Here is a 19,231-nt window from a genome sequence, read left to right on the forward strand (position 1 = left end):
CGACGTCCCCGCGCCACTCGCACGGGCGACCGGCGTCACCTAGGGTCGCGCCATGCGTGCGTGGGGCAACCGGACACCGGCGGCACGGGCCGTCGTCGCCGTGACCGGCACGTGCCTGCTGGTGGTGCTCCTCGCCTGGGCGACCCTGCTCGGCCCCGACCAGGTGTTCACCGGCCCGGGGCCGCGCCCGGCCACGACCACGACCACCGCGAGCTGCATCCCGCCCCCGGTGGGCACCGACGACGACGGCACCGCCGTCCCCGCGCCCGAGGACCCTGCCGGGCGCGAGGCCTGCGACGTGCCCGCCGGGTCCGCGGACGGGACGCAGGAGGTCGTCGAGCGGCCGCCGCCGCTGTGGGTGCAGGTCCTCGCCTGGCTCCTCCTCGCGGCGCTCGTGGCGGGCGTCGCGGCGCTCGTGCTGTGGCTCCTCGCCACGGTCCTGCGCGAGGTCCGGGTGCGTCGCGCGCGCACGGAGGAGCGCTCGGCGGTGGGCTTCGCCGTGCTCGACGAGCCGGTCCGGGTCGCCGAGCAGGTGGCCGCGGACGCCGCCGAGCAGGACGCCGTGCTGCGCGACGGGGACCCGCGCAACGCGATCGTCGCCGCGTGGCACCGCTTCGAGGTCCAGGGCGAGCGGGCGGGCGTGGCGAGACGGCCGTCCGAGACCTCCTCGGAGTACGCCGTGCGGATCCTCGACATCGCCGACGCCGACACCGGCTCGGTGAGCCGGCTCGCGCAGCTCTACCGCGAGGCCCGGTTCTCCGACCACCCGGTCACGGAGTCGCACCGCGCGGAGGCGCTGGCCGCCCTGGCCGTCCTGAGGAACAGCCTCGGGGTGGACGCATGAGCCGGCTCCCCGCGCTGTGGCGGGGTCGCGCGGCGGGGGGCGTGGTCCTCGCCGGGATCGGCTACGCCGTCACGGCCTGGCTCGACATGGAGCCCCGGCTCCTGCCGTACGTCGTCTGGTCGGTCGTCGTGCTGGCGACGGCGTACCTGGTCATCGACACCGTCGACGTGCCCGCCGCCGAGTGGCAGCAGGGACCGCCGGCTCCGTCGGACCGGGTGGACGAGGCGACGCCCGACCTCCGCGTGCTGTCGAGCCACCAGCAGGCCGACCACCCCTCCGACGCCCTGGCCCACCGGCTCGTGGCGCTCGCGCGGGCCCGCGACCCCGGGCTGGGCGACGCCGTGCAGCGGGAGCTGGCCGGCACGCACCGGCTGGCGCCGGCCGACATCGACCGCATCCTGACCCGAATCGAGGACGTCCGTGACCGAAGCTGACCGCCCCGGCCCAGCCCCCGACCGGCTGTCGGCGCCCGCCGCGCCCGCGCAGGTCGCGGCCTTCGCCGAGCGCGTGCTCGACGAGGTGGGGCGCGCCGTCGTGGGCAAGCGCGAGGTGCTGGCGCTGGTGCTGGCCGGCATCCTGGCGAAGGGGCACGTGCTGCTCGAGGACTTCCCCGGCCTGGGCAAGACGCTCGCGGCCCGCTCGTTCGCCGGTGCCCTCGGCCTGGAGTTCTCCCGCGCGCAGTTCACCCCCGACCTCCTGCCGGCCGACCTCACCGGCTCCTACGTCTACGACCAGCGCCGCGCCGAGTTCGACTTCCGGCCGGGCCCCGTGTTCGCCGGCCTGCTGCTCGCCGACGAGATCAACCGGACCCCGCCCAAGACGCAGGCCGCGCTGCTCGAGGCGATGCAGGAGGGGCAGGTCACCGTCGAGGGGCAGACGCACCCGCTGCCGAGCCCGTTCCACGTCCTGGCCACGGCCAACCCGGTGGAGTACGAGGGCACGTACCCGCTGCCGGAGGCCCAGCTCGACCGCTTCCTGCTGAGGGTCGGCTTCGGCTACCCGACCGCACGGGAGGAGCACGACGTGCTCCGCCGGCGGCTGGACCGCCGGCGCGAGGAGGTCGACATCGCGCAGGTCACCGACGCGGCCGGCCTCACGGCCGCCCAGGCCGCCGTCGAGGAGGTGGTCGTCGACGAGTCGGTGGCGCGCTACTGCGTGGACCTCGTCGCCGCGACCCGGGCGCACCCCGACGTCCTGACCGGGGCCTCGCCGCGCGGCAGCCTCGGCCTGGTACTCACCGCGCGGGCGTGGGCGGCGATCCGGGGCCGGGACTTCGTCGTGCCCGAGGACGTCAAGGTCGTCGCCCGCGCCGTGCTCGCGCACCGGATCACGATCAAGCCGGACCTCTGGATGACCCAGGCCTCGGGCACGCGCGTGGTCGACGCGGTGCTGTCCGGTGTGGCGACGCCGCGGACCCTCGAGTCCCCGGGCGCCGGAGGGGGCGCGCAGCGGTGACCTCGTGGCGGCCCACCCCGGCGCTGGTCCGGTCGTGCCTGCTCGCGCTCGGTGGTGTGAGCGGCGGGGTCGTGCTCGGCCAGGAGGTGCTGGTGGTGCTGGCCGCGCCGTTCGTGGTCCTCGCCGCGATGGGGCTCGCCGGCCGGCCGCGCCGGTCGCCGCGGCTCGTCGCCCGCCTCGACCACCACCGCCTCCACGAGGGGCAGGGCACGACCTCGCGCCTGGAGGTCGACGACCTCGCCGGTGTCGAGCACGTCACCCGGGTCGCCGCCCGGGCGGTGCACGTCGCCACCTCGCCGACGTACGGCACGGTGGGCTCGCTCGTCGACGAGGGGCTGCCGGGCGTGGCCTTCAGCCCGCGCCGGTGGGGCCGGCGCGCGGTGGGTGCCGAGCGGGTGGCGCTCACCAGCGCGTGGGCGGGCTGGCGCTTCGGGCCGGTGCCGCTGCCCGAGAACAGCCTCGTGGTGCTGCCCCAGACCGCGCCGTACGACACCCGGGCGGAGGTGCCGCAGCCCGACGGCCTCGTCGGACGGCACCGCTCGCGGCGGCTCGGCAGCGGCACCGAGCTCGAGGGCATCCGGCCCTTCGCGCCCGGCGACCGCCTCAAGCGGATCACCTGGCCGGTCTCGCTGCGCACGGGCGAGCTGCACGTCGTGACGACGCGCGCCGAGCAGGACGCCGGGGTGTGGCTGGTCGTCGACGGGCTGCGCGACATCGGCGTCTCGGGCGGGATCGACGGTGCGGCCAGCACCCTCGACCTCACCGTGCGGGCAGCGGCGGCGCTCGCCGAGCACCACGTCCGGACCGGCGACCGGGTCGGGCTCCTCGTGGTCGCCGCCAACGGCGCACGGGTGCCGCTCGGGTCCGGCCCCCGGCACCTGCAGCGGCTCCAGGGCACCCTCGCCCGGGTGCGCGCGGAGGCGCGCAGCACCCCTCCCGAGCGGCTCGACCTGGGCGCGGGAGCGGGCAGCGTGGTGCACGTGCTGTCGCCGATGCTGTTCACGCCGCTCGTCACCGCGACGGCCGGCCTGCAGCGCGCCGGGGCGTCGGTCGTGGTGGTCGACACGCTGGGCGACGCGCTCACCGCTCCCGACGGCGCCGACCGGCTCGCCCTGCCCAGCCTCGCGGCACGGATGCAGAGGATCGAGCGCGACGACCGGCTGCGACGCCTGGCCGCCCTCGGCACACCCGTGGTGCCGTGGCGGGGACCGGGCACGCTCGACACGGTGCTGCACCAGCTGGCGCGCCGTGCGCAGGTGCCGAAGGTGCGTGCCTGATGCGCGTCCTGCGGCCCGGCGTCACCGCGACGGTCGTCGCCCTCCGGGCGCTGCTCCTCGTGCTGCCGTGCGCCGCGCTGGCGCTGGCGCTGCCGGAGGCCCCGCACGGGACGGTCCTCGCCGGGGTGGTGGTCTCGGCCGCGGCATGGGCGTGGCTGCCCGACCACGCCGTCGGCGTCGTGCCGCTCGCGCTCGTCGCCGGCTGGTGGGCCGCGCACGGGGTGGTCGACTGGCGGGTGCTGGTCGTGGGGGCGCTGCTGGTCGCGGCGCACGTGGCGGCCACGGTGGTCTCCTACGGCCCGGCGACGCTCCCGGTCGACCGCCGCCTGGCCCGGCGCTGGTCGGCCCGCGGACTGCTGGCGCTCGTGCCGCTGCCCGTGGCGTGGCTCGCGGTCCGCGGCCTCGACCCGGGGGCCGCGCCGTCGTGGCTGTGGCTGGCGGCCGCGGCGACGACCGTCGCGATGCTGCTCCTCACCGCCCGCCTGGTGCGGCCCGGGCCCGCGTGACGACCGCCGAGGAGCGCGAGCTCTACGTCGAGCTCGTGCTGCAGTGCGCCGAGTCGGTCCCGCGCGGGCGGGTGACGACGTACGGCGCCATCGCCGACGTGGTGGGCGAGCGGCTCGGCCGCGGTGGTCCGCGTCTGGTCGGCACCGTGATGGCCACGCACGGCGCCGCGGTCGCGTGGTGGCGGGTGGTGCGCGCCGACGGGTCGCTGCCGCCCTCGCACGACGCCGAGGCGCGCCAGGCCTACCTCGAGGAGGGGACGCCGCTGCGTCCGGGCGGGTCCGTGGACATGGCGCGTGCCTTCTGGCAGCCGCGCCTCGGGGCACAATGACGCCATGCTCTACTCGGTGCTCCACAGCGTCGTCCCTCCGTTGGCGCGCGCAGTGTGGCGGCCGACCATCGAGGGCCTGCACCACGTGCCGCCCACCGGCCCGGTGATCGTGGCGAGCAACCACCTGTCGTTCGTCGACAGCGTGGTGATCCCGTGCGTGGTGCCGCGCAAGGTCGTCTTCCTGGCCAAGTCGGACTACTTCACCGGGACGGGGCTCAAGGGCGCCGCGCAGCGGGCCTGGTTCGAGGGGCTGGGCATGCTGCCCGTCGACCGCGACGACAGCAGGGCCGCCCTCGCCAGCCTCGACACCGCGCTGGAGGTGCTCGGACGCGGGGAGGCGTTCGGGATCTACCCGGAGGGCACCCGCTCACGGGACGGGCGGCTCTACCGCGGCCGCACCGGGGTGGCCCACCTGGCGCTGACCGCCGGCTGCCCCGTCGTCCCGGTCGGGCTGCAGGGCACCGAGGACATCCAGCCCGTCGGGTCCAGCCGGCCGCGGCTGGCCGAGGTGAGCGTGCGCTTCGGTGAGCCGATCCGGGTCGCGGGCGAGTACGACGGCGTCCCGTCGGGGCGCGCGCGCCGCGAGCTCACCGACCGGATCATGGCCGCGATCGCCGAGCTGTCCGGCCAGGAGCTCGCGGGCGTCTACAACGAGCGCCCGGCGGAGGCCTGAGCAGCCCTGGCGGCAAGGGCGGCGAGCGCCTGCGGGAAGATCTCGGCCGGCGGCGTGACCAGGCCGGCACCGACCTGGCCCACGCCGGCGACGCGGCCGGCCATGCCGGTGTTGATTTGCGGCAGGATCCCCGTCCGGCACACCCTGGTCACGTCGATGCCCGTCGGCGTGCCCTGGAACTCCAGGACCGGCACCGACCACCGCGGGTTCTCGGCGAGCGTGATCTCGTGCATCCTCCGGGTCGTGGCCAGCGCGTCGGGCACCGTGCCGCCGACCAGCCGCACGATGGCCGGGGCGGTCGCCATCGCGAACCCGCCGATGCCCGCCGTCTCGGTGATCGCCGAGTCGCCGATGTCGGCGTTCGCGTCGTCGGGTCCGTAGTCGCCGAGGAAGAGGCCCTCGGCGACCTGCGCCGGGCCGGTGAACCACTCGTCGCCGGTGCCCGAGACCTGGATGCCGAAGTCGGTGCCGTTGCGAGCCATGGCCACGACCATGGTGGAGCCGGGGACGTCACGGCCGGCGTCGAGGGCCAGCTTGCAGGCCGGCATCGCGAGGTTGAGGAAGAAGTGGTCGTTGCCACCGACGAAGCGCAGCGCCGCGGCGACGTCGGCGGCGTCGAACCCGGCGCCCACCATGGCGGGGGAGAGGTCGCGCAGCAGCATGAGCGTGCCGGCACGGTTGCGGTTGTGCGCCTCGTCGCCCATCTGCAGCATCTGGGTGAGGATGCCCGTGACGTCGGTGGCCTCCTCCGTCCCGCGCACCGCCGCCTGCAGCAGCGGGCCGAGCACGTCGCCCATCCAGCGCAGGCGGTCGAGCACCTCGGGGCCGTACGCGCCGTAGCGCAGCACCTTGCCGAGCCCCTCGTTGAGCGAGCAGTACGTCCGGCGCCCGGTGGCGCGGTCCTCGAGGACCCACATCCACATGGACGGCGTGACGACGCCGGCCATCGGGCCGACGGCGCTGCGGTGGTGGCAGGGCTCCAGGCTCACGTCGCGCCCGGACTCGAAGAGCGCGACCGCGTCCTCGGGGTCGTCGACGAGCCCCTCCAGCGCCGCGCCGCCCATCAGGGCGCCGCGCAGGGGACCGGAGGCGCGCTCCCAGTCGATCGGCGGGCCGGCGTGCAGGAACTGGCCGCGCTCGAGGCCGAGGACCTCGGCCGCCGGCGCGACGTCGACGAGGTGGGCGGTGACCCCGAGCATCGCCTCGACGGCCCTCCGGTTGGCCTCGGGGCGGCGCGGGTCGGTCGCGACGGTCGCGAGGTGCGCCTCCGTGCCGGGCATCGGCGGGCGCCAGTCGACGCGCTGGACGTCGACGGCCTGCCCGGCCACGGCGTCGGCGAGCATGTCGGCGCCGCAGGCGACGACCGTGGGGGTGGAGGCGCCGCGGGTGACCCCGGTGGGGCCCGAGGTGCCGGGAGCGACCCCGGTGGCTGCGCTGGTCATCGGGCGCCTCCGATCAGCTGGAGGGCGCGACGGGTGGCCGCCGCGTTGGAGAGGTGGACCTCCGCCCCGGCCGCCACCAGGGCGTCCCGCTGCTGCGCGAGCCCCTGCGGGTCGAGGTCGGTGCCGACGAGGCTCACGACCACCGGGACCGGGCGGTCGCGGCGCGCCTGCCGGATGGCGGGGGCGAGGAGGGCGGCCGGGTCGGGCTCGGCCCCGTGGCCGAGCACGAGGTCGAGCAGCAGCACGCCGGTGCCGGGGTCGGCGGCGGCCCTTGCGAGCTGCTCGTGGCGCAGCGTGGGATCGATCATCGGGTGGGCGCGCCCCTGCGTGAGCGCGTCGTCGCCGAAGTCCACGAACGTGTGGGTGTCGGCGAGCAGGTCGTCGCCCAAGGCCAGGTCGTCGGTGAGCGGGATGTTGCTGCGCACCGGGCCCAGCGCCTCGGTCGCCAGCAGCATCGACTCGTCGCACAGCGTGCCGCCGACGAACAGCCCCCGCAGCAGCGGCCCCGTCGCGGGACCGCTGTTGTCGGCGCCGTCGACCGGCCACGGTGGGGCGTCGTGGCCGAGCCGTGCGAGCACCGCCTCCGCGACGGCGGTCAGGTCCCGCTGCCCGGGGCCGAGCAGCCCGAGCTCGACGGGCGTCCCGAGCCCGTCGGCGTACGACGTCAGCGCCTCGGCCACCTCGGCGGCGGGCGGCTTCGAGACCACCACGACGAGGTCGACGTCCGGGTCGGCGTCGAGGCGGCGCAGCGCCTCGCGCGTGGCCAGCCCCCCGACCGCGGCCGACAGGTCGCGGCCGCCGACGCCGATCGCGTGGCGCACGCCCACGCCGTCGTGCCCCTGGGCGGCCAGCCGCTCCCCGGCGTGGTGCAGCAGCGCGAGCAGCTGCTGGCACCCGGTGCCCGACGCCGCCACGATCCCGATCCGGCCGGGGCGCACCGTGTTGGCGAAGCCGAGCCCGACGCCGTCGATGACCGCGGTGCCGCAGTCGGGGCCCATGACGAGCGCCCCGCGCGCGGCGGCGTACGTCTTGAGCGCGACCTCCTCCGCGAGAGGCACGTTGTCGCTGAAGACCATCACGTCGTGCCCCGCCTCGAGCGCGTCCATCGCCTCGACGCTGGCGCTGGCTCCGGGCACCGAGACGAGGGCGACGGCGCCGCCCGCGACGGCACGCAGGGCCGACGCGGTGGTGCGCGGCGGCGCGACCGTGGCGCGGCCCGAGTCGGGCCGGGCGGGGGCGAGCGCGGCGTCGACCGCCGCGAGGACCGCCGCGAGGTCGGCGTCGTCGTCGAGCCGGAGTGCGACGACCATGTCGTTGGGCAAGGACTCCGGGACGTCGAACCCCATGCCCTCGAGCACCTCGAGGTTGAGCCCGGTGGCCATGGCGACCTGCGCGGCGACCACGCCGGGCGTGGCCTGGACCGACCGGCTGACCTGCAGCAGGGTCACCGAGTCGGCGTAGGCGCCGCTGCGGAGCTCGACGTGGTCCTTCATGCAGCCCTCCTGGGGGTCGTGCGGCGGGGCAGGGAGGCGACGGCCAGCTCGGCGCCGGCGAGCAGGCCGGCGCCCGAGGTGGCGCCGACGGCCAGCAGCGCGCCGGCGCTGGCGTCGGTGGGGGCGGCCAGCCAGTCCGCGAGCTGCGGCAGCGACTCGCCGCGGATCGCGCAGTCGAGCAGCGTGGCGGACAGCAGCGTCGTGGCGCCCAGGCGCTGGCGCACGGCCGCGGCCAGCACCTCGTCGGGTGCCCCGGCGGCGGCGCGGGCGGCGAGCCAGCCCGCCAGCACGTCGTCGCCCAGCGGCGTCAGTCCCGGCCCGCGGCCGAGCAGCCGGTCGAGGTGGCTGGGCGTGAGCCGGCCGTCGGCGGGCAGGTCGTACGCCGCGGCGAGAGCGGTCGTCTGGCCGGACGCCGGTCGGGCGGTGGGTCCCGCGCCCGACCGGGGACGGGCCGCGCGGGGGTCGACGAGCCGGGTGACGCGTGCCTCGCGACCGCCGACGACGAGGGTCCCGCGCCGCACCCGGACCACAGGGTCGAGGTCCGTCAGGTCGGGCAGCGTCGACCAGAGCGCGCACGGGACCCGGCTCGCGGTGGCCGAGACCAGGCCGAGGCACCAGCCGTCGAGGTCGACGTAGACGGCGGTCGCGCTCGCGTGCACGACGCGCCGGGGGCCGTCGTCCGCCGCGGCGAGCCGCGTCCGCACGCGGACCGGGGCCGCCACCGCGATGACCGGCTCGTCCGGCACGGTCGGGCTGGAGGTCACCTGCCAGACGCTATCGGCCCGTGCGACACTCGCGAATGTGACTTCCTGACAAGCGAGGGGCAGAAGTGGGCCAAGACTTGATAAGCGATCCGGAGGCCGTCGCGGCGCTGGAGCGCGCGGACGCGCTGCACACCGCGCTGACGCACATCGTGCTCGAGGGCGGCGACCTCACCGCGATCGCGGAGGCCGTGGGAGCCGCCCTGGGCTGCGGGGTGGTGTTCACCTCGACCGACGGCCGGGAGCGAGCAGCGCACCTCGACGAGGCCCAGCGGGAGGCGCTCGCGCGCGCCGGGCTGCTCGACCCGAGCGGCCGGGTGCGCGTCGAGCGGATCGACCCCGACGGCACTGCGGTGGGACCGGGGGAGGCGGTCGTGCGCCGCGTGGTGGCCGCCGGCGTCGACCTGGCACGCCTCGTCGCGCTGCGTCCCGACGGCCGGGTCCACTCCTCCGACGTGCACGCGCTCGAGCGGGCCGCCATCGTGGCGGCGCTGCTCGTGACGCGCGTCGAGGCGATCACCGCCGTGGAGAACAAGTACCGCGGCGACTTCCTGCGCGACGTGTTCCTCGGCCGAGCGGGGGAGGAGGAGGACGTCGCCGAGCACGCGCAGGCCTTCGGCTGGCACCTCGACCGGCCGGTGGTGGTCGTGGTCGCCGTGCTCGACCCCGACGCCATCGCCGAGCTCGGGCCGGACCCGGAGGACCGGCGCGCGTGGCAGGACCGGTTCGCCCACGCGTGGCGGCAGGTCGCGGCGGCCGCCGACGACAGCATCGCCTCGGTGGCGTTCAGCCGCGAGGTCGTGACCCTCGTCCCGGTCGACCCCGGGGCGCCGGCCGCCGTCGGCCACGCCGCGGTCGACCGCATCGTCGACGGTGTGCGCGGCGACCGCGGCGGCGGCAGGATCGCGTTCTCCGCCGGGGTCAGCCGGGTGGCGCACGGGCTCGCGGACCTGCCCGAGGCGTTCCGCCAGGCGCAGCGAGCCGTCGAGATCGGCCGCCGCGTGCACGGGGGCGGGTCGGTGACCCGCTTCGACCAGCTCGGCCTGCACCGGCTGCTCGCCCTCGTGCCGGACAGCGCCGAGCTGACGGCGTTCGCCTCCGACGTGCTGGGTCCGCTCGCCGACCGCACCGCCGAGGCGGCCGACCTGCGCCAGACCCTGCAGGTGCTGCTCGACACCAACTTCAACGTGGCGGAGGCGGCGCGCGCCCAGTTCTTCCACTACAACACGATGCGCTACCGCGTCGGCAAGCTGCAGCGCATCCTCGGCCCCGTCGCGACCGACCCGCACCTGCGCCTTGACGTCGCCGTGGCGCTGCGGGCGCTGGAGATCGTGGGCTGAGCGGGCTCGACCTTGCCGCAGCGGCAAGGCCCACGGGGGCGGCCGGTCCTCAGGCGGAGCCGGGGCGTGAGCGGAGGCGCACCGACAGGCAGGTGACGCACCCCTCCATCTTCTCGAACTCGGAGATGTCGACGGTGACGACGTCCAGGCCCCGGCTCCGGAACAGCTCGGCCGACCGCGGTGCGGAGGCGGCCATGAGCACCGTCGTGCCGTCGAGGAGGACGACGTGGGCGCCGGACTCCTCCGGCACCTCGAGGAAGTGTCCGGCCCACACGTCCGGGTCGTCCACCAGCGGGCGGTGGCCCACGACCGTCCCCTCCGGCAGCGCGGTCACCGCGGTCTTGAGGTGGAGCACCGTGCGCACCGGGACGCCCACGACCTGGGCGCCGAGCGGCGCGAGGAGGGCGCGGAGCTGGGCGACGCCGTCGGCGTTGGTGCGCCCGCCCGTCCCGACCCACACGCGGCCCCCGAACTTCAGCACGTCCCCGCCGTCGAGGGTGCCCGGTGCCTCGATGTGCGCGATGCGGTAGCCGTGCGCGGCGACCGCAGCCTCGGCGGCGACGGTCTCCCCGCGCCGCTCCGCTGCGCCGGGGCGGCTGATGACGGCCAGGTCGCCGTAGACGACCATCGTGTCCTCCACGAACACCGAGTCGGGGAGCTCGTCGGCGGGCTCGACCTCGTCGGTGGTCCATCCGGCGCGGTGGAACGCCTCGACGTACGACTCCCACTGGCGCACGGCCAGGTCGGGGTCGACGTCGTCGCTGCGCTCGATGTGGGTGACCAGCCCCTCGCCCATGCGAGGCGACGGTCGGCGGACGAGGGCGTGGCGGTACTCCATGCCACGAGCCTAGGGCGGGCTCCGGGGCCCCACGTCCGTGCCGGTCCGTCGTGGACCGGCCCCCGTCGTGCGCCCCCGGGCGCGGCTGCCTGGCAGGATACCCGGCCGGTCAGGCCTGGGCGGAGGCCTCCGTGGTCTCCTGCTCGGCCTCGCACGTGGCGAGTCGCTCCTGGGCCTTGGCGAGGCGCTGCTGCTGTGCGCGCTTGGTCGCCTTGGTCTCGTCACGGTCCTGCTTCGCGGCGGCCAGCGCCCGACGGGCGGCAGCCCTCTCGCGGCCGGCCTCGGCCTGCGCGACGGTCTTCTTGGCCTTCGCGACCCGGGCTTCCTGGCGCGCGAAGACGGCGGTGACCCGCTCCAGGGCGTCCTCCGCCTTGTCGACCTTGGCCTGCTGCTGCGCGCAGGGGGCGGGGGCGGGTGCCTCGTCGGCGGCGGCCGGGGCGGCGATGGCACCGCCGAGGGCGACGGCGGCCGCGGTGGCCAGGCCGGCGAAGCGGATGGAGACAGACATGGTGATCCTCCTCGGTGTCGGGGCGGTCCGTTCGCCACCCCCGCCACTACAGCGACCAGCCGCCCGGATCTGTTACGTCCCGTCCGTCACGTCCCGTCGGCGTCCCGCCGGCAGGTGCCGCGGCGCGGCCGCCGGTCGTGCCCTGCCAGGGCCCGCGCGGGGTCGGCAGCCGCTCGACCCGCCCAAGAACTTGTCATCGACTCCGGCGTTCCTTCGGCAGATGTCGCCAGTGAGGGTGTGAGATGGGCCGCACTAGTTTGTGGCTTCTCGGGTCCACACCCACCGAATCTGGAGGCCTGCTCATGTCGATGTTCAAGTGGGACGTGGTCGATCCCGCCCCGGGTGAGGCGGTGCTGCCGCAGCAGCGCCTGCCGTGGGGCAAGACGATCGGGCTCGGTGCCCAGCACGTGGTCGCCATGTTCGGCGCCACCTTCGTGTTCCCGCTGGTGATGGGGCTCGACGCCAACCTCGCCATCATGTTCTCGGGCCTCTGCACCATCCTGTTCCTGCTGATCGTCCAGAACCGGGTGCCCAGCTACCTCGGCACCAGTGCCTCCTTCGTCGCCTCGGTCGCCGCGATCCACGCTCTCGACGAGGGCAACGACTCCTCGTACGTCACGGGCGCGATCCTCGTGGGCGGCCTCGTGCTCGCCGCGGTCGGCGTGCTGATCCACTTCGCCGGCGCCGAGCTGATCCACCGCATCCTGCCGCCCGCCGTGACCGGGGCCGTCGTGATGCTGATCGGCTTCAACCTCGCCCCGGTCGTCGCGGGCATCTACTGGCCGCAGGACCAGTGGATCGCGCTCGCGACCGCGACCTTCATGGTGTTCGCCGCCGTCATGCTGCCGGGCTTCTGGTCGCGCATCGCGGTGTTCCTGGCTCTCATCTTCGGCTACGTGCTGTCGTGGCTCGCCGACCTGGTCTTCGGCCCCATCACCTCGGTCCTGGGCGGCGCGACCGAGGCCACCGAGCACGACCGCGTCTCGTGGGCGGGCGTCCAGGCCGCGGACTGGATCGGCCTGCCGAGCGGCACTCTGGCCGACGGCGTCTCCGTCGTCCACGGCCCGTCCTTCTCGCTGACCGCGATCCTGCTGGTCCTGCCGGGCGTCATCGCGCTGGTCGCCGAGAACACCGGACACGTCAAGGCGGTCGCCGAGATGACCGGCGAGGACCTCGACCCCTACATGGGCCGCGCGATCGGCGCCGACGGCGTCGCGACCGCGTTCGCCAGCGCCTTCGGTGGCTCGCCCACCACGACGTACGCCGAGAACATCGGGGTCATGGGCGCGACGCGCGTCTACTCCAGCGCCGCCTACTACGTCGCCGCGGTCGTCGCGATCCTGCTCGGGCTGTGCCCGAAGTTCGGCGCGATCGTCAACGCGACCCCGGGCGGCGTCCTCGGCGGCATCACCGTGGTGCTCTACGGGATGATCGGTCTGGTGGGAGCCAAGATCTGGGTGGAGAACGGCGTCGACTTCGGCAACCCGGTCAACCTGGTGGGCCTCGCCGGTGGCCTCATCGCCGGCATCGGCGGAGTGACCCTGACCTTCGGCGACGACTTCGAGCTCGGCGGCATCGCGCTGGGCACGATCCTGGTCATCGTGTTCTTCCACATGGTCAAGGGGCGGCTGGGTGAGTCCTCCACGTCCATCGCCGGCAGCCTCAACCACGTCGACCAGCACCGTCAGGCCGACCGGCCCGGTCGTGAGGGCTACGTCGACGAGACCGTCCACCCGGACGACGCCGGACGGCCCGGACACGTCGAGGACCACCGGGGTCTCGGCGACGACCAGGCGGATCGCCGGCGCGGCTCGCACCGGGACGACTGACCTCGTGAAGCCCGCACCCTTCGCCTACCTGCGACCGTCCACCCTCGAGGAGGCCCTCGCGGCCCTCGCGGGCACGCAGGGGGCGAAGGTGCTGGCCGGCGGTCAGTCGCTCGTCCCGCTGCTGTCCATGCGCCTGGCCGCCCCCTCGATGCTCGTCGACATCAACGCCCTGCCCGACCTCGACCACGTGACCTGTGACGACGACCGGGTGCGTGTGGGGGCGCTCGCCCGGCACGCCGACGTCCTGGCCTCCTCGGCGGCCGCGGCCGCCCAGCCGCTGCTCGCCATGGCGCTGAGCCACGTCGCCCACCCGACGATCCGCAACCGCGGCACCACCGTCGGCTCATTGGTGCACGCCGACGCCGCGGCCGAGATGCCGATGGTGCTGAGGCTGCTGGAGGGCTCGGTGGACGTCGCGTCGGTGCGCGGCCGTCGTACCGTCCCGGCGGCGGAGCTGTTCGCCGGCCCGCTCGAGACGACGCTGGCCCACGACGAGATCGCCGTCGAGGCGTTCTTCCCCGCCCTCGGGCCCGGCGCCGGGGTGGCGTTCCAGGAGATCGCCCGACGCCACGGCGACTACGCCCTCGTCGGGGCCGCCGCGCACGTCGAGACCGACGGCGACGCGGTCACCCGCGCGCGCGTGGGCTACGTCTCGGCCAGCGACGTGCCGGTCGTCGTCGACGTCACCGACGCCGTGAAGGACCCTGCCGGCGACCCCGCCGCCGCCGCGCTCGCGGAGCTCGAGCCGGCCGACGACATCCACGCGAGCGCCGCCTACCGGGCCCACCTCGTCACGGTGCTCACCCCGCGGGTGCTGGCCGACGCGACCGACCACGCCCGCAGGCGGGCCCGCGAGAGGAGCACCGCATGACCAGCCCCGCAGCCGAGGAGCTGCACGACGTGCGCCTGCGCGTGAACGGCTCCGTCCACGAGGTACGGGTCCCGGCCCGGCGGCTGCTCTCCGACGCGCTGCGGCACGACTGCGGGCTCACCGGCACCCACGTCGGCTGCGAGCACGGCGTCTGCGGCGCCTGCACGATCCTCGTCGACGGCAGGCCGGTGCGGTCCTGCCTGATGCTCGCGGTGTCGGCGGTCGACGCCGAGGTCACGACGGTCGAGGGGCTGACCGAGCCCGACGGCTCGCTGTCGCCGGTGCAGCAGGCGTTCTCCGACTGCCACGGCCTGCAGTGCGGCTTCTGCACGCCGGGCTTCCTGACGACCATCACGGCGGGCTTGCGGGAGAACCCCGACCCCTCGGAGGACGAGGCCCGGGAGATGATCGCGGGCAACCTGTGCCGCTGCACCGGCTACCAGAACATCGTGCGCTCGGTGCTGCGCGCCGCCGAGATCGGCGCCGAGGGCCCTGCCTCCCGCACCACCGACGTCGACGACGGGGGTGAGGACCGGTGACCACGAAGCTCTTCGGCAGCAGGGTCCCCCGGGTGGAGGACCAACGGTTCCTGCGCGGGCAGGGCCGCTACGTCGACGACCTGCTCCACGACGACCCGCGCCTGCTGCACGCGGCGGTGCTGCGCTCGCCCCACGCGCACGCCCGCGTCGTCGACATCGACGTCGCCGACCTGCTGGACGTCGAGGGCGTCGTCGCGGTGTGGACGTGGGACGACCTCACCGGGCCGATGGCCGAGCCGCTGCCGTTGCTCATCCCGCACCCCACGCTCACCCACGGCCGCACGCAGTACGCCCTCGCGAAGGACGAGGTCAACTACGTCGGCGAGGCGATCGCCTTCGTCGTCGCGACCGACCGCTACGTCGCCGAGGACGCGGTCTCGCGCATCCGCGTCGACTACGAGCAGCTCCCGCCGGTCGTCGGCATCGCTGCCGCCAGGGAAGCCGCGCGCGCGGTGCACGACGACGTGCCCGACAACGTCGGCGCCCGCATGGTGCAGGAGACCGGCGACGCGCGGGCCGCCATCGCGGCCGCACCGCACACGCTCACGCTCGACCTCGACGTCGAGCGCTCGGCCTGCACGCCGATGGAGGGCCGCGGCACCGTGGCGCGGTGGGACCCCGACACCAGCCGCCTGACGGTGTGGTCGTCGACCCAGACCTCCACCGGCGTACGAGGCTGCGTGGCCGCCAAGCTCGGCCTGGACCTCGCGAAGGTCGACGTGGTCACCCCCGACGTGGGCGGCGGGTTCGGCGTGAAGATCAACCACCCGTGGCCCGAGGAGCTGCTGGTGCCGCTCGCGGCGATGACGCTGGGCCGGCCGGTGAAGTTCACCGAGGACCGCCGCGAGCACTTCATCTCCTCCGCGCACGAGCGGGCGCAGCAGCACCACGTGGAGGTCGGCTTCGACGACGACGGCCGCCTCCTCGGCCTCAGCGTGGAGTTCTGGCACGACCACGGCGCCTACACGCCCTACGGCCTCATCGTCCCGATCATCACCTCCACCCAGCTGCTCGGGCCGTACAAGCCGCGGAACTACCGGGTGGCGTTCGAGTCGCTCTACACCAACACCGTGATCGTCACGCCCTACCGCGGCGCCGGCCGCCCGCAGGGCTGCTTCGTGATGGAGCGGACGATGGACGCGATCGCGGCGTACCTCGGCAAGGACCGCACCGAGGTGCGCAGCGCGAACTTCATCCAGCCCGACGAGTTCCCCTACGAGCACGGGCTCGTGTTCCAGGACGGTCGCGAGCTGACCTACGACTCCGGTGACTACCCGGCGTCCCTCGCCAAGCTCAAGGAGCTGGTCGGGTGGGACGAGTTCGAGGACTTCCGCGCCGAGATGGCCGCCCAGGGCCGCCGGGTGGGCATCGGCCTCGCCTGCTACGTCGAGGGCACCGGCGTCGGCCCCTACGAGGGCGCGCACGTGCACATCGAGACCTCCGGCAGGGTCAAGGTCGCCACCGGGCTCACCACGCAGGGACAGGGCCACCAGACCGCCTTCGCGCAGATCGTCGCCGACACGCTCGGGGTGCGGTTCGAGGACGTCGAGATCACCACCGGCGACACCCGCAAGATGCCGTACGCCGTGGGCACCTTCGCCTCCCGGGCGGCCGTGATGAGCGGTTCGGCGATCCACCTCGCGGCGCTGCGGGCGAAGGAGAAGGCGCTGCGGATCGCCGCGGAGGCGCTCGAGGCCGACGAGTCCGACCTCGAGATCGCCGACGGGGTGGTCTCGGTGCGGGGCACCGACGCCTCGATCGACCTCGGCACCGTCGCCGTGCTGTCGAACCCCCTGCGCTACGCCTTCGACGAGGCGTCCAAGGCCGCGACGCAGTTCTCCGTGGGCGACCCCGGCAAGCCGCCCGTCGCGGAGGACGACGAGCCGGGGCTGGAGGGCAAGGACTTCTACTCGCCGGCGCGGTCGACGTTCGCCAACGGCATGCACGCGGTGATCGTCGAGACCGACCCCGACACCGCCGAGATCAGCATCCTCAAGTACGCCGTCGTGCACGACTGCGGTCACCTCATCAACCCGATGATCGTCGAGGGGCAGATCCACGGCGGGGTGGCCCAGGGTGTCGGCGGCGCGCTCTACGAGCGGATGGCCTACGACGAGTCGGGGCAGCTGCTCAACGCCTCGTTCATGGACTTCCTCATGCCCTACGTCACCGAGGTGCCGACCTCGATCGACATCGACCACCTCGAGACGCCGTCCCCGCTCAACCCGCTGGGCATCAAGGGCGCCGGCGAGGCGGGTGTCATCCCGTCCGCCGCGGTGTTCGCGGCGGCCATCGAGGACGCCGAGCGGCCCCACCACCCGGACCTGGCGATCACCGCGATGCCGATCTCGCCGTCCGAGCTGTTCGAGCTGCGCCTCGCGCACGCCGCCGAGCCCGCCGCCGAGCCCGCCGCCGAGCACGCCGCCCAGAAGGAGACCCGATGAAGTTCACCGGAGAGAACGTCCTGGCCGCTCCCGTGGAGAAGGCGTGGGACGCGCTGCTCGACCCGGCGGTCCTCGTCCGCACCATCCCGGGCTGCGAGCGGCTCGAGGCGACGGGGGACAACGCGTACGCCATGACCGTGACCGCGGGGGTCGCCTCGATCCGCGGGACGTACGCCGGCTCCTGCGTGCTGACCGACCTGGTCGAGCACGAGTCGCTGGTGATGAGGCTCGAGGGCGCAGGCGCGCCGGGCACGATCGGCGCGACGGTCGACGTGCGGTTCACCCCCGAGGGGTCCTCGACGCGGGTGTCCTACGACGCCGACGCCGTCGTGGGCGGCATGATCGGCGGGGTCGGCCAGCGGATGCTGACCAGCGTCTCGCGCCGGATGGCGGGCGAGTTCTTCGGCAACGTCGACGCGGTGCTGGCCGGCGGGGGCGCCGCCGCCCCGTCCGTGACCGAGCCCGGTGAGGGCGCCGCCAGCGCTTCCCCCGAGCCGGCGACCGGCCGGGTGTTCACGGCCCCGGCCGCCGCCGCCACGACGGGGTCGCGCCAGGAGTTCCTGCTCGGCATCGCGGTCGGTGCCGGTCTGGTCACGCTCGGCGTGCTGATCGGGCGTCGCCGGTGACCGACCTGACGGTCGACTCCACCGCCCGCGAGCAGGCGGCTGCGGTGCGCTCGGGCGAGGTCTCGGCCCGCGAGCTGCTCGAGCTGCACCTCGACCGGATCGAGGAGCGCAACCCCGGGCTCAACGCCATCGTGTCCCTCGACGCGGAGCGGGCACGCGCGGCGGCGGCGGTCGCCGACCAGGCGCAGGCCTCCGGCGAGGAGTGCGGACCGCTGCACGGCCTGCCCTTCGCGGTGAAGGACACGCACGCGCTCCGCGGCTGGCGCACGACGTACGGCTCGCCGATCCACGCCGACGCCGTCGCCGACCACGACGACCTGCTGGTGGAGCGGATCCGTCGAGCCGGTGCGGTCTTCGTCGGCAAGACCAACGTCCCGGAGTTCGCCGCCGGCTCGCACACCTTCAACACCGTCTTCGGCGTCACCCGCAACCCCGTCGACCCCTCGCGCTCGGCGGGCGGGTCGAGCGGGGGAGCGGCCTGCGCGCTGGCGTCCGGCATGGTGCCCCTCGCCGACGGCTCCGACATGGGCGGCTCGCTGCGCAACCCGGCGTCGTTCTGCGGGGTGGTCGGCATGCGGCCCTCCCTCGGCCGGGTGCCGGAGTGGCCGCTGTACAACCAGTGGGAGACGACGTCGGTGGGCGGCCCGATGGGGCGCAACGTGGGTGACGTGGCCCTGCTGCTGTCCGTCATCGCGGGCCCTGACCCGCGCGCGCCGCACGCGCTGGGCGACCCCGGCTCCGCGTTCGCCCCTCCGCTGGCGCCCGCCCCGCTGGCGGGCCTGCGCGTGGCGTCCTCGGTCGACCTCGGCGGGGCGCTCGTGGTCGACCACGAGGTCGCCGCCGTCGTACGCTCCGCCGCCGCGCGGCTCTCCGACGCCGGTGCCGCCGTGGTCGAGGCCGCGCCCGACCTCGCGCTGGCCGACGACACCTTCCGCACGCTGCGGGCGTGGCACTTCCAGGCGAAGCTCGGCCCGCTGCTCGCCCGGCACCCGACGTCGTTCAAGCCCTCGCTCGAGGCCAACATCCGCGCCGGCGAGTCGCTGACGGGCGCGGATGTCGCGCGCGCGTACGCCCAGCGCACCGCCCTGTCGGAGACGATGCGGCTGTTCTTCGGCGACCACGACGTCCTGCTGCTGCCGACCTCGCAGGTGCCTCCGTTCCCGGTGGAGCAGGAGTACCCGGAGTCGATCAACGGCCAGGAGATGCCCGACTACCTGGCCTGGATGCGCTCGGCGTACTTCATCACCGTCACCGGCTGTCCCGCGATCTCCGTGCCGGCCGGCCGCACCGCCGAGGGGCTGCCCGTCGGCGTCCAGCTCGTCGCACGCCACGGTGCCGACCGCCGCCTCCTCGAGGTCGCGGCCGCGGTGGAGGAGCTGCTCGGCTGAGCGGACTTCCCGAGGGTTGTGCGAGCTTCCCGGGGTGTGCAGGCCCCCGGAAGTTCGCAATCCCCCGC

Annotated in this window: 19 protein-coding genes; 14 read left to right on the forward strand and 5 right to left on the reverse strand. The window is 75.1% G+C overall.

The features are described from left to right. The first annotated feature begins 52 nt into the window (after window positions 1-52). The 7 genes from J3P32_RS13415 to J3P32_RS13440 are packed head-to-tail and all read left to right on the forward strand — an operon-like array spanning window position 53 to window position 5,084. Window positions 53-844 carry a DUF4129 domain-containing protein gene (locus J3P32_RS13415; protein ID WP_210440298.1) on the forward strand — a complete coding sequence of 264 codons (792 nt, stop codon included), beginning with the start codon at window positions 53-55 and terminating at the stop codon, window positions 842-844. Beyond that, on the forward strand, window positions 841-1,278 hold the full coding sequence (locus J3P32_RS13420; RefSeq protein ID WP_210440299.1) for a hypothetical protein: 438 nt from the start codon (window positions 841-843) through the stop codon (window positions 1,276-1,278). The genes J3P32_RS13415 and J3P32_RS13420 overlap by 4 nt, the downstream gene beginning before the upstream one ends. Next, entirely contained in the window at window positions 1,265-2,299 is a 1,035-nt protein-coding gene (locus J3P32_RS13425; RefSeq protein ID WP_307861693.1) for an AAA family ATPase, read from the forward strand. Before J3P32_RS13420 ends, J3P32_RS13425 begins: the two co-directional genes overlap by 14 nt. After that, the gene (locus J3P32_RS13430; RefSeq protein WP_210440300.1) at window positions 2,296-3,576 is read left to right on the forward strand and encodes a DUF58 domain-containing protein; all 1,281 of its coding nucleotides are present in this window, start codon (window positions 2,296-2,298) and stop codon (window positions 3,574-3,576) included. Before J3P32_RS13425 ends, J3P32_RS13430 begins: the two co-directional genes overlap by 4 nt. Continuing rightward, on the forward strand, window positions 3,576-4,082 hold the full coding sequence (locus tag J3P32_RS17915) for a hypothetical protein (protein ID WP_246850121.1): 507 nt from the start codon (window positions 3,576-3,578) through the stop codon (window positions 4,080-4,082). The genes J3P32_RS13430 and J3P32_RS17915 overlap by 1 nt, the downstream gene beginning before the upstream one ends. Further along, on the forward strand, window positions 4,079-4,411 hold the full coding sequence (locus J3P32_RS17920) for an MGMT family protein (RefSeq protein ID WP_307861694.1): 333 nt from the start codon (window positions 4,079-4,081) through the stop codon (window positions 4,409-4,411). Before J3P32_RS17915 ends, J3P32_RS17920 begins: the two co-directional genes overlap by 4 nt. Before the next feature lie 4 nt (window positions 4,412-4,415). Continuing rightward, the gene (locus J3P32_RS13440; protein WP_210440302.1) at window positions 4,416-5,084 is read left to right on the forward strand and encodes a lysophospholipid acyltransferase family protein; all 669 of its coding nucleotides are present in this window, start codon (window positions 4,416-4,418) and stop codon (window positions 5,082-5,084) included. On the opposite strand, the gene J3P32_RS13445 is transcribed toward J3P32_RS13440, so the two are convergent. Genes J3P32_RS13445 through J3P32_RS18550 form a run of 3 tightly spaced genes read right to left on the reverse strand, consistent with a single transcriptional unit; the run spans window position 5,057 to window position 8,783 of the window. Continuing rightward, the gene (locus J3P32_RS13445; protein ID WP_210440303.1) at window positions 5,057-6,526 is read right to left on the reverse strand and encodes a YlbE family protein; all 1,470 of its coding nucleotides are present in this window, start codon (window positions 6,524-6,526) and stop codon (window positions 5,057-5,059) included. The two genes, J3P32_RS13440 and J3P32_RS13445, sit on opposite strands and share 28 nt — an antisense overlap. Next, window positions 6,523-8,019 (reverse strand): FdrA family protein, encoded by a 1,497-nt coding sequence (locus J3P32_RS13450; protein ID WP_210440304.1) that lies wholly within the window; start codon window positions 8,017-8,019, stop codon window positions 6,523-6,525. Before J3P32_RS13450 ends, J3P32_RS13445 begins: the two co-directional genes overlap by 4 nt. After that, window positions 8,016-8,783: an oxamate carbamoyltransferase subunit AllH family protein gene (locus J3P32_RS18550; RefSeq protein WP_210440305.1), complete on the reverse strand. Its 768-nt coding sequence runs from the start codon at window positions 8,781-8,783 to the stop codon at window positions 8,016-8,018. The genes J3P32_RS13450 and J3P32_RS18550 overlap by 4 nt, the downstream gene beginning before the upstream one ends. Window positions 8,784-8,860: 77 nt before the next feature. Here J3P32_RS18550 and J3P32_RS13460 point away from each other — a divergent pair, with 77 nt between their 5' ends. Next, entirely contained in the window at window positions 8,861-10,120 is a 1,260-nt protein-coding gene (locus J3P32_RS13460) for a PucR family transcriptional regulator (protein WP_210440306.1), read from the forward strand. A 49-nt stretch (window positions 10,121-10,169) separates the two neighbouring features. Here the strand turns inward: J3P32_RS13460 and ddaH are convergent, their stop codons facing one another. Further along, window positions 10,170-10,958, reverse strand: coding sequence for a dimethylargininase (gene ddaH, locus J3P32_RS13465; RefSeq protein ID WP_210440307.1), 789 nt, complete (start codon window positions 10,956-10,958; stop codon window positions 10,170-10,172). A gap of 109 nt (window positions 10,959-11,067) precedes the next feature. Beyond that, complete coding sequence (locus J3P32_RS13470; RefSeq protein ID WP_210440308.1) at window positions 11,068-11,466, reverse strand: hypothetical protein; 399 nt, start codon at window positions 11,464-11,466, stop codon at window positions 11,068-11,070. Window positions 11,467-11,768: 302 nt separating this feature from the next. Here J3P32_RS13470 and J3P32_RS13475 point away from each other — a divergent pair, with 302 nt between their 5' ends. Genes J3P32_RS13475 through J3P32_RS13500 form a run of 6 tightly spaced genes read left to right on the forward strand, consistent with a single transcriptional unit; the run spans window position 11,769 to window position 19,163 of the window. Next, window positions 11,769-13,295 carry a uracil-xanthine permease family protein gene (locus J3P32_RS13475; RefSeq protein WP_210440309.1) on the forward strand — a complete coding sequence of 509 codons (1,527 nt, stop codon included), beginning with the start codon at window positions 11,769-11,771 and terminating at the stop codon, window positions 13,293-13,295. 4 nt (window positions 13,296-13,299) lie between these two features. After that, the gene (locus J3P32_RS13480; protein WP_210440310.1) at window positions 13,300-14,166 is read left to right on the forward strand and encodes an FAD binding domain-containing protein; all 867 of its coding nucleotides are present in this window, start codon (window positions 13,300-13,302) and stop codon (window positions 14,164-14,166) included. Beyond that, window positions 14,163-14,705 (forward strand): (2Fe-2S)-binding protein, encoded by a 543-nt coding sequence (locus J3P32_RS13485; protein WP_210440311.1) that lies wholly within the window; start codon window positions 14,163-14,165, stop codon window positions 14,703-14,705. The genes J3P32_RS13480 and J3P32_RS13485 overlap by 4 nt, the downstream gene beginning before the upstream one ends. Next, window positions 14,702-17,149 (forward strand): aerobic carbon-monoxide dehydrogenase large subunit, encoded by a 2,448-nt coding sequence (gene cutA, locus J3P32_RS13490; RefSeq protein ID WP_210440312.1) that lies wholly within the window; start codon window positions 14,702-14,704, stop codon window positions 17,147-17,149. Before J3P32_RS13485 ends, cutA begins: the two co-directional genes overlap by 4 nt. Further along, the gene (locus tag J3P32_RS13495; protein ID WP_210440313.1) at window positions 17,146-17,775 is read left to right on the forward strand and encodes an SRPBCC family protein; all 630 of its coding nucleotides are present in this window, start codon (window positions 17,146-17,148) and stop codon (window positions 17,773-17,775) included. The genes cutA and J3P32_RS13495 overlap by 4 nt, the downstream gene beginning before the upstream one ends. Then, window positions 17,772-19,163, forward strand: a complete 1,392-nt coding sequence (locus tag J3P32_RS13500; protein ID WP_210440314.1) for an amidase — start codon at window positions 17,772-17,774, stop codon at window positions 19,161-19,163. The genes J3P32_RS13495 and J3P32_RS13500 overlap by 4 nt, the downstream gene beginning before the upstream one ends. Window positions 19,164-19,231 lie beyond the last annotated feature (68 nt).

It is taken from the genome of Nocardioides xinjiangensis, from assembly GCF_017916385.1.
GTDB classification, from domain to species: domain Bacteria; phylum Actinomycetota; class Actinomycetes; order Propionibacteriales; family Nocardioidaceae; genus Nocardioides; species Nocardioides xinjiangensis.

Coding starts and splice junctions, on each gene's coding strand:
- J3P32_RS13415 (WP_210440298.1), top strand. CDS start 53: ATGCGTGCGTGGGGCAACCGGACACCGGCGGCACGGGCCGTCGTCGCC.
- J3P32_RS13420 (WP_210440299.1), top strand. CDS start 841: ATGAGCCGGCTCCCCGCGCTGTGGCGGGGTCGCGCGGCGGGGGGCGTG.
- J3P32_RS17915 (WP_246850121.1), top strand. CDS start 3,576: ATGCGCGTCCTGCGGCCCGGCGTCACCGCGACGGTCGTCGCCCTCCGG.
- J3P32_RS13440 (WP_210440302.1), top strand. CDS start 4,416: ATGCTCTACTCGGTGCTCCACAGCGTCGTCCCTCCGTTGGCGCGCGCA.
- J3P32_RS13445 (WP_210440303.1), bottom strand. CDS start 6,526: ATGACCAGCGCAGCCACCGGGGTCGCTCCCGGCACCTCGGGCCCCACC.
- J3P32_RS13450 (WP_210440304.1), bottom strand. CDS start 8,019: ATGAAGGACCACGTCGAGCTCCGCAGCGGCGCCTACGCCGACTCGGTG.
- ddaH (WP_210440307.1), bottom strand. CDS start 10,958: ATGGAGTACCGCCACGCCCTCGTCCGCCGACCGTCGCCTCGCATGGGC.
- J3P32_RS13470 (WP_210440308.1), bottom strand. CDS start 11,466: ATGTCTGTCTCCATCCGCTTCGCCGGCCTGGCCACCGCGGCCGCCGTC.
- J3P32_RS13475 (WP_210440309.1), top strand. CDS start 11,769: ATGTCGATGTTCAAGTGGGACGTGGTCGATCCCGCCCCGGGTGAGGCG.
- J3P32_RS13485 (WP_210440311.1), top strand. CDS start 14,163: ATGACCAGCCCCGCAGCCGAGGAGCTGCACGACGTGCGCCTGCGCGTG.
- J3P32_RS13495 (WP_210440313.1), top strand. CDS start 17,146: ATGAAGTTCACCGGAGAGAACGTCCTGGCCGCTCCCGTGGAGAAGGCG.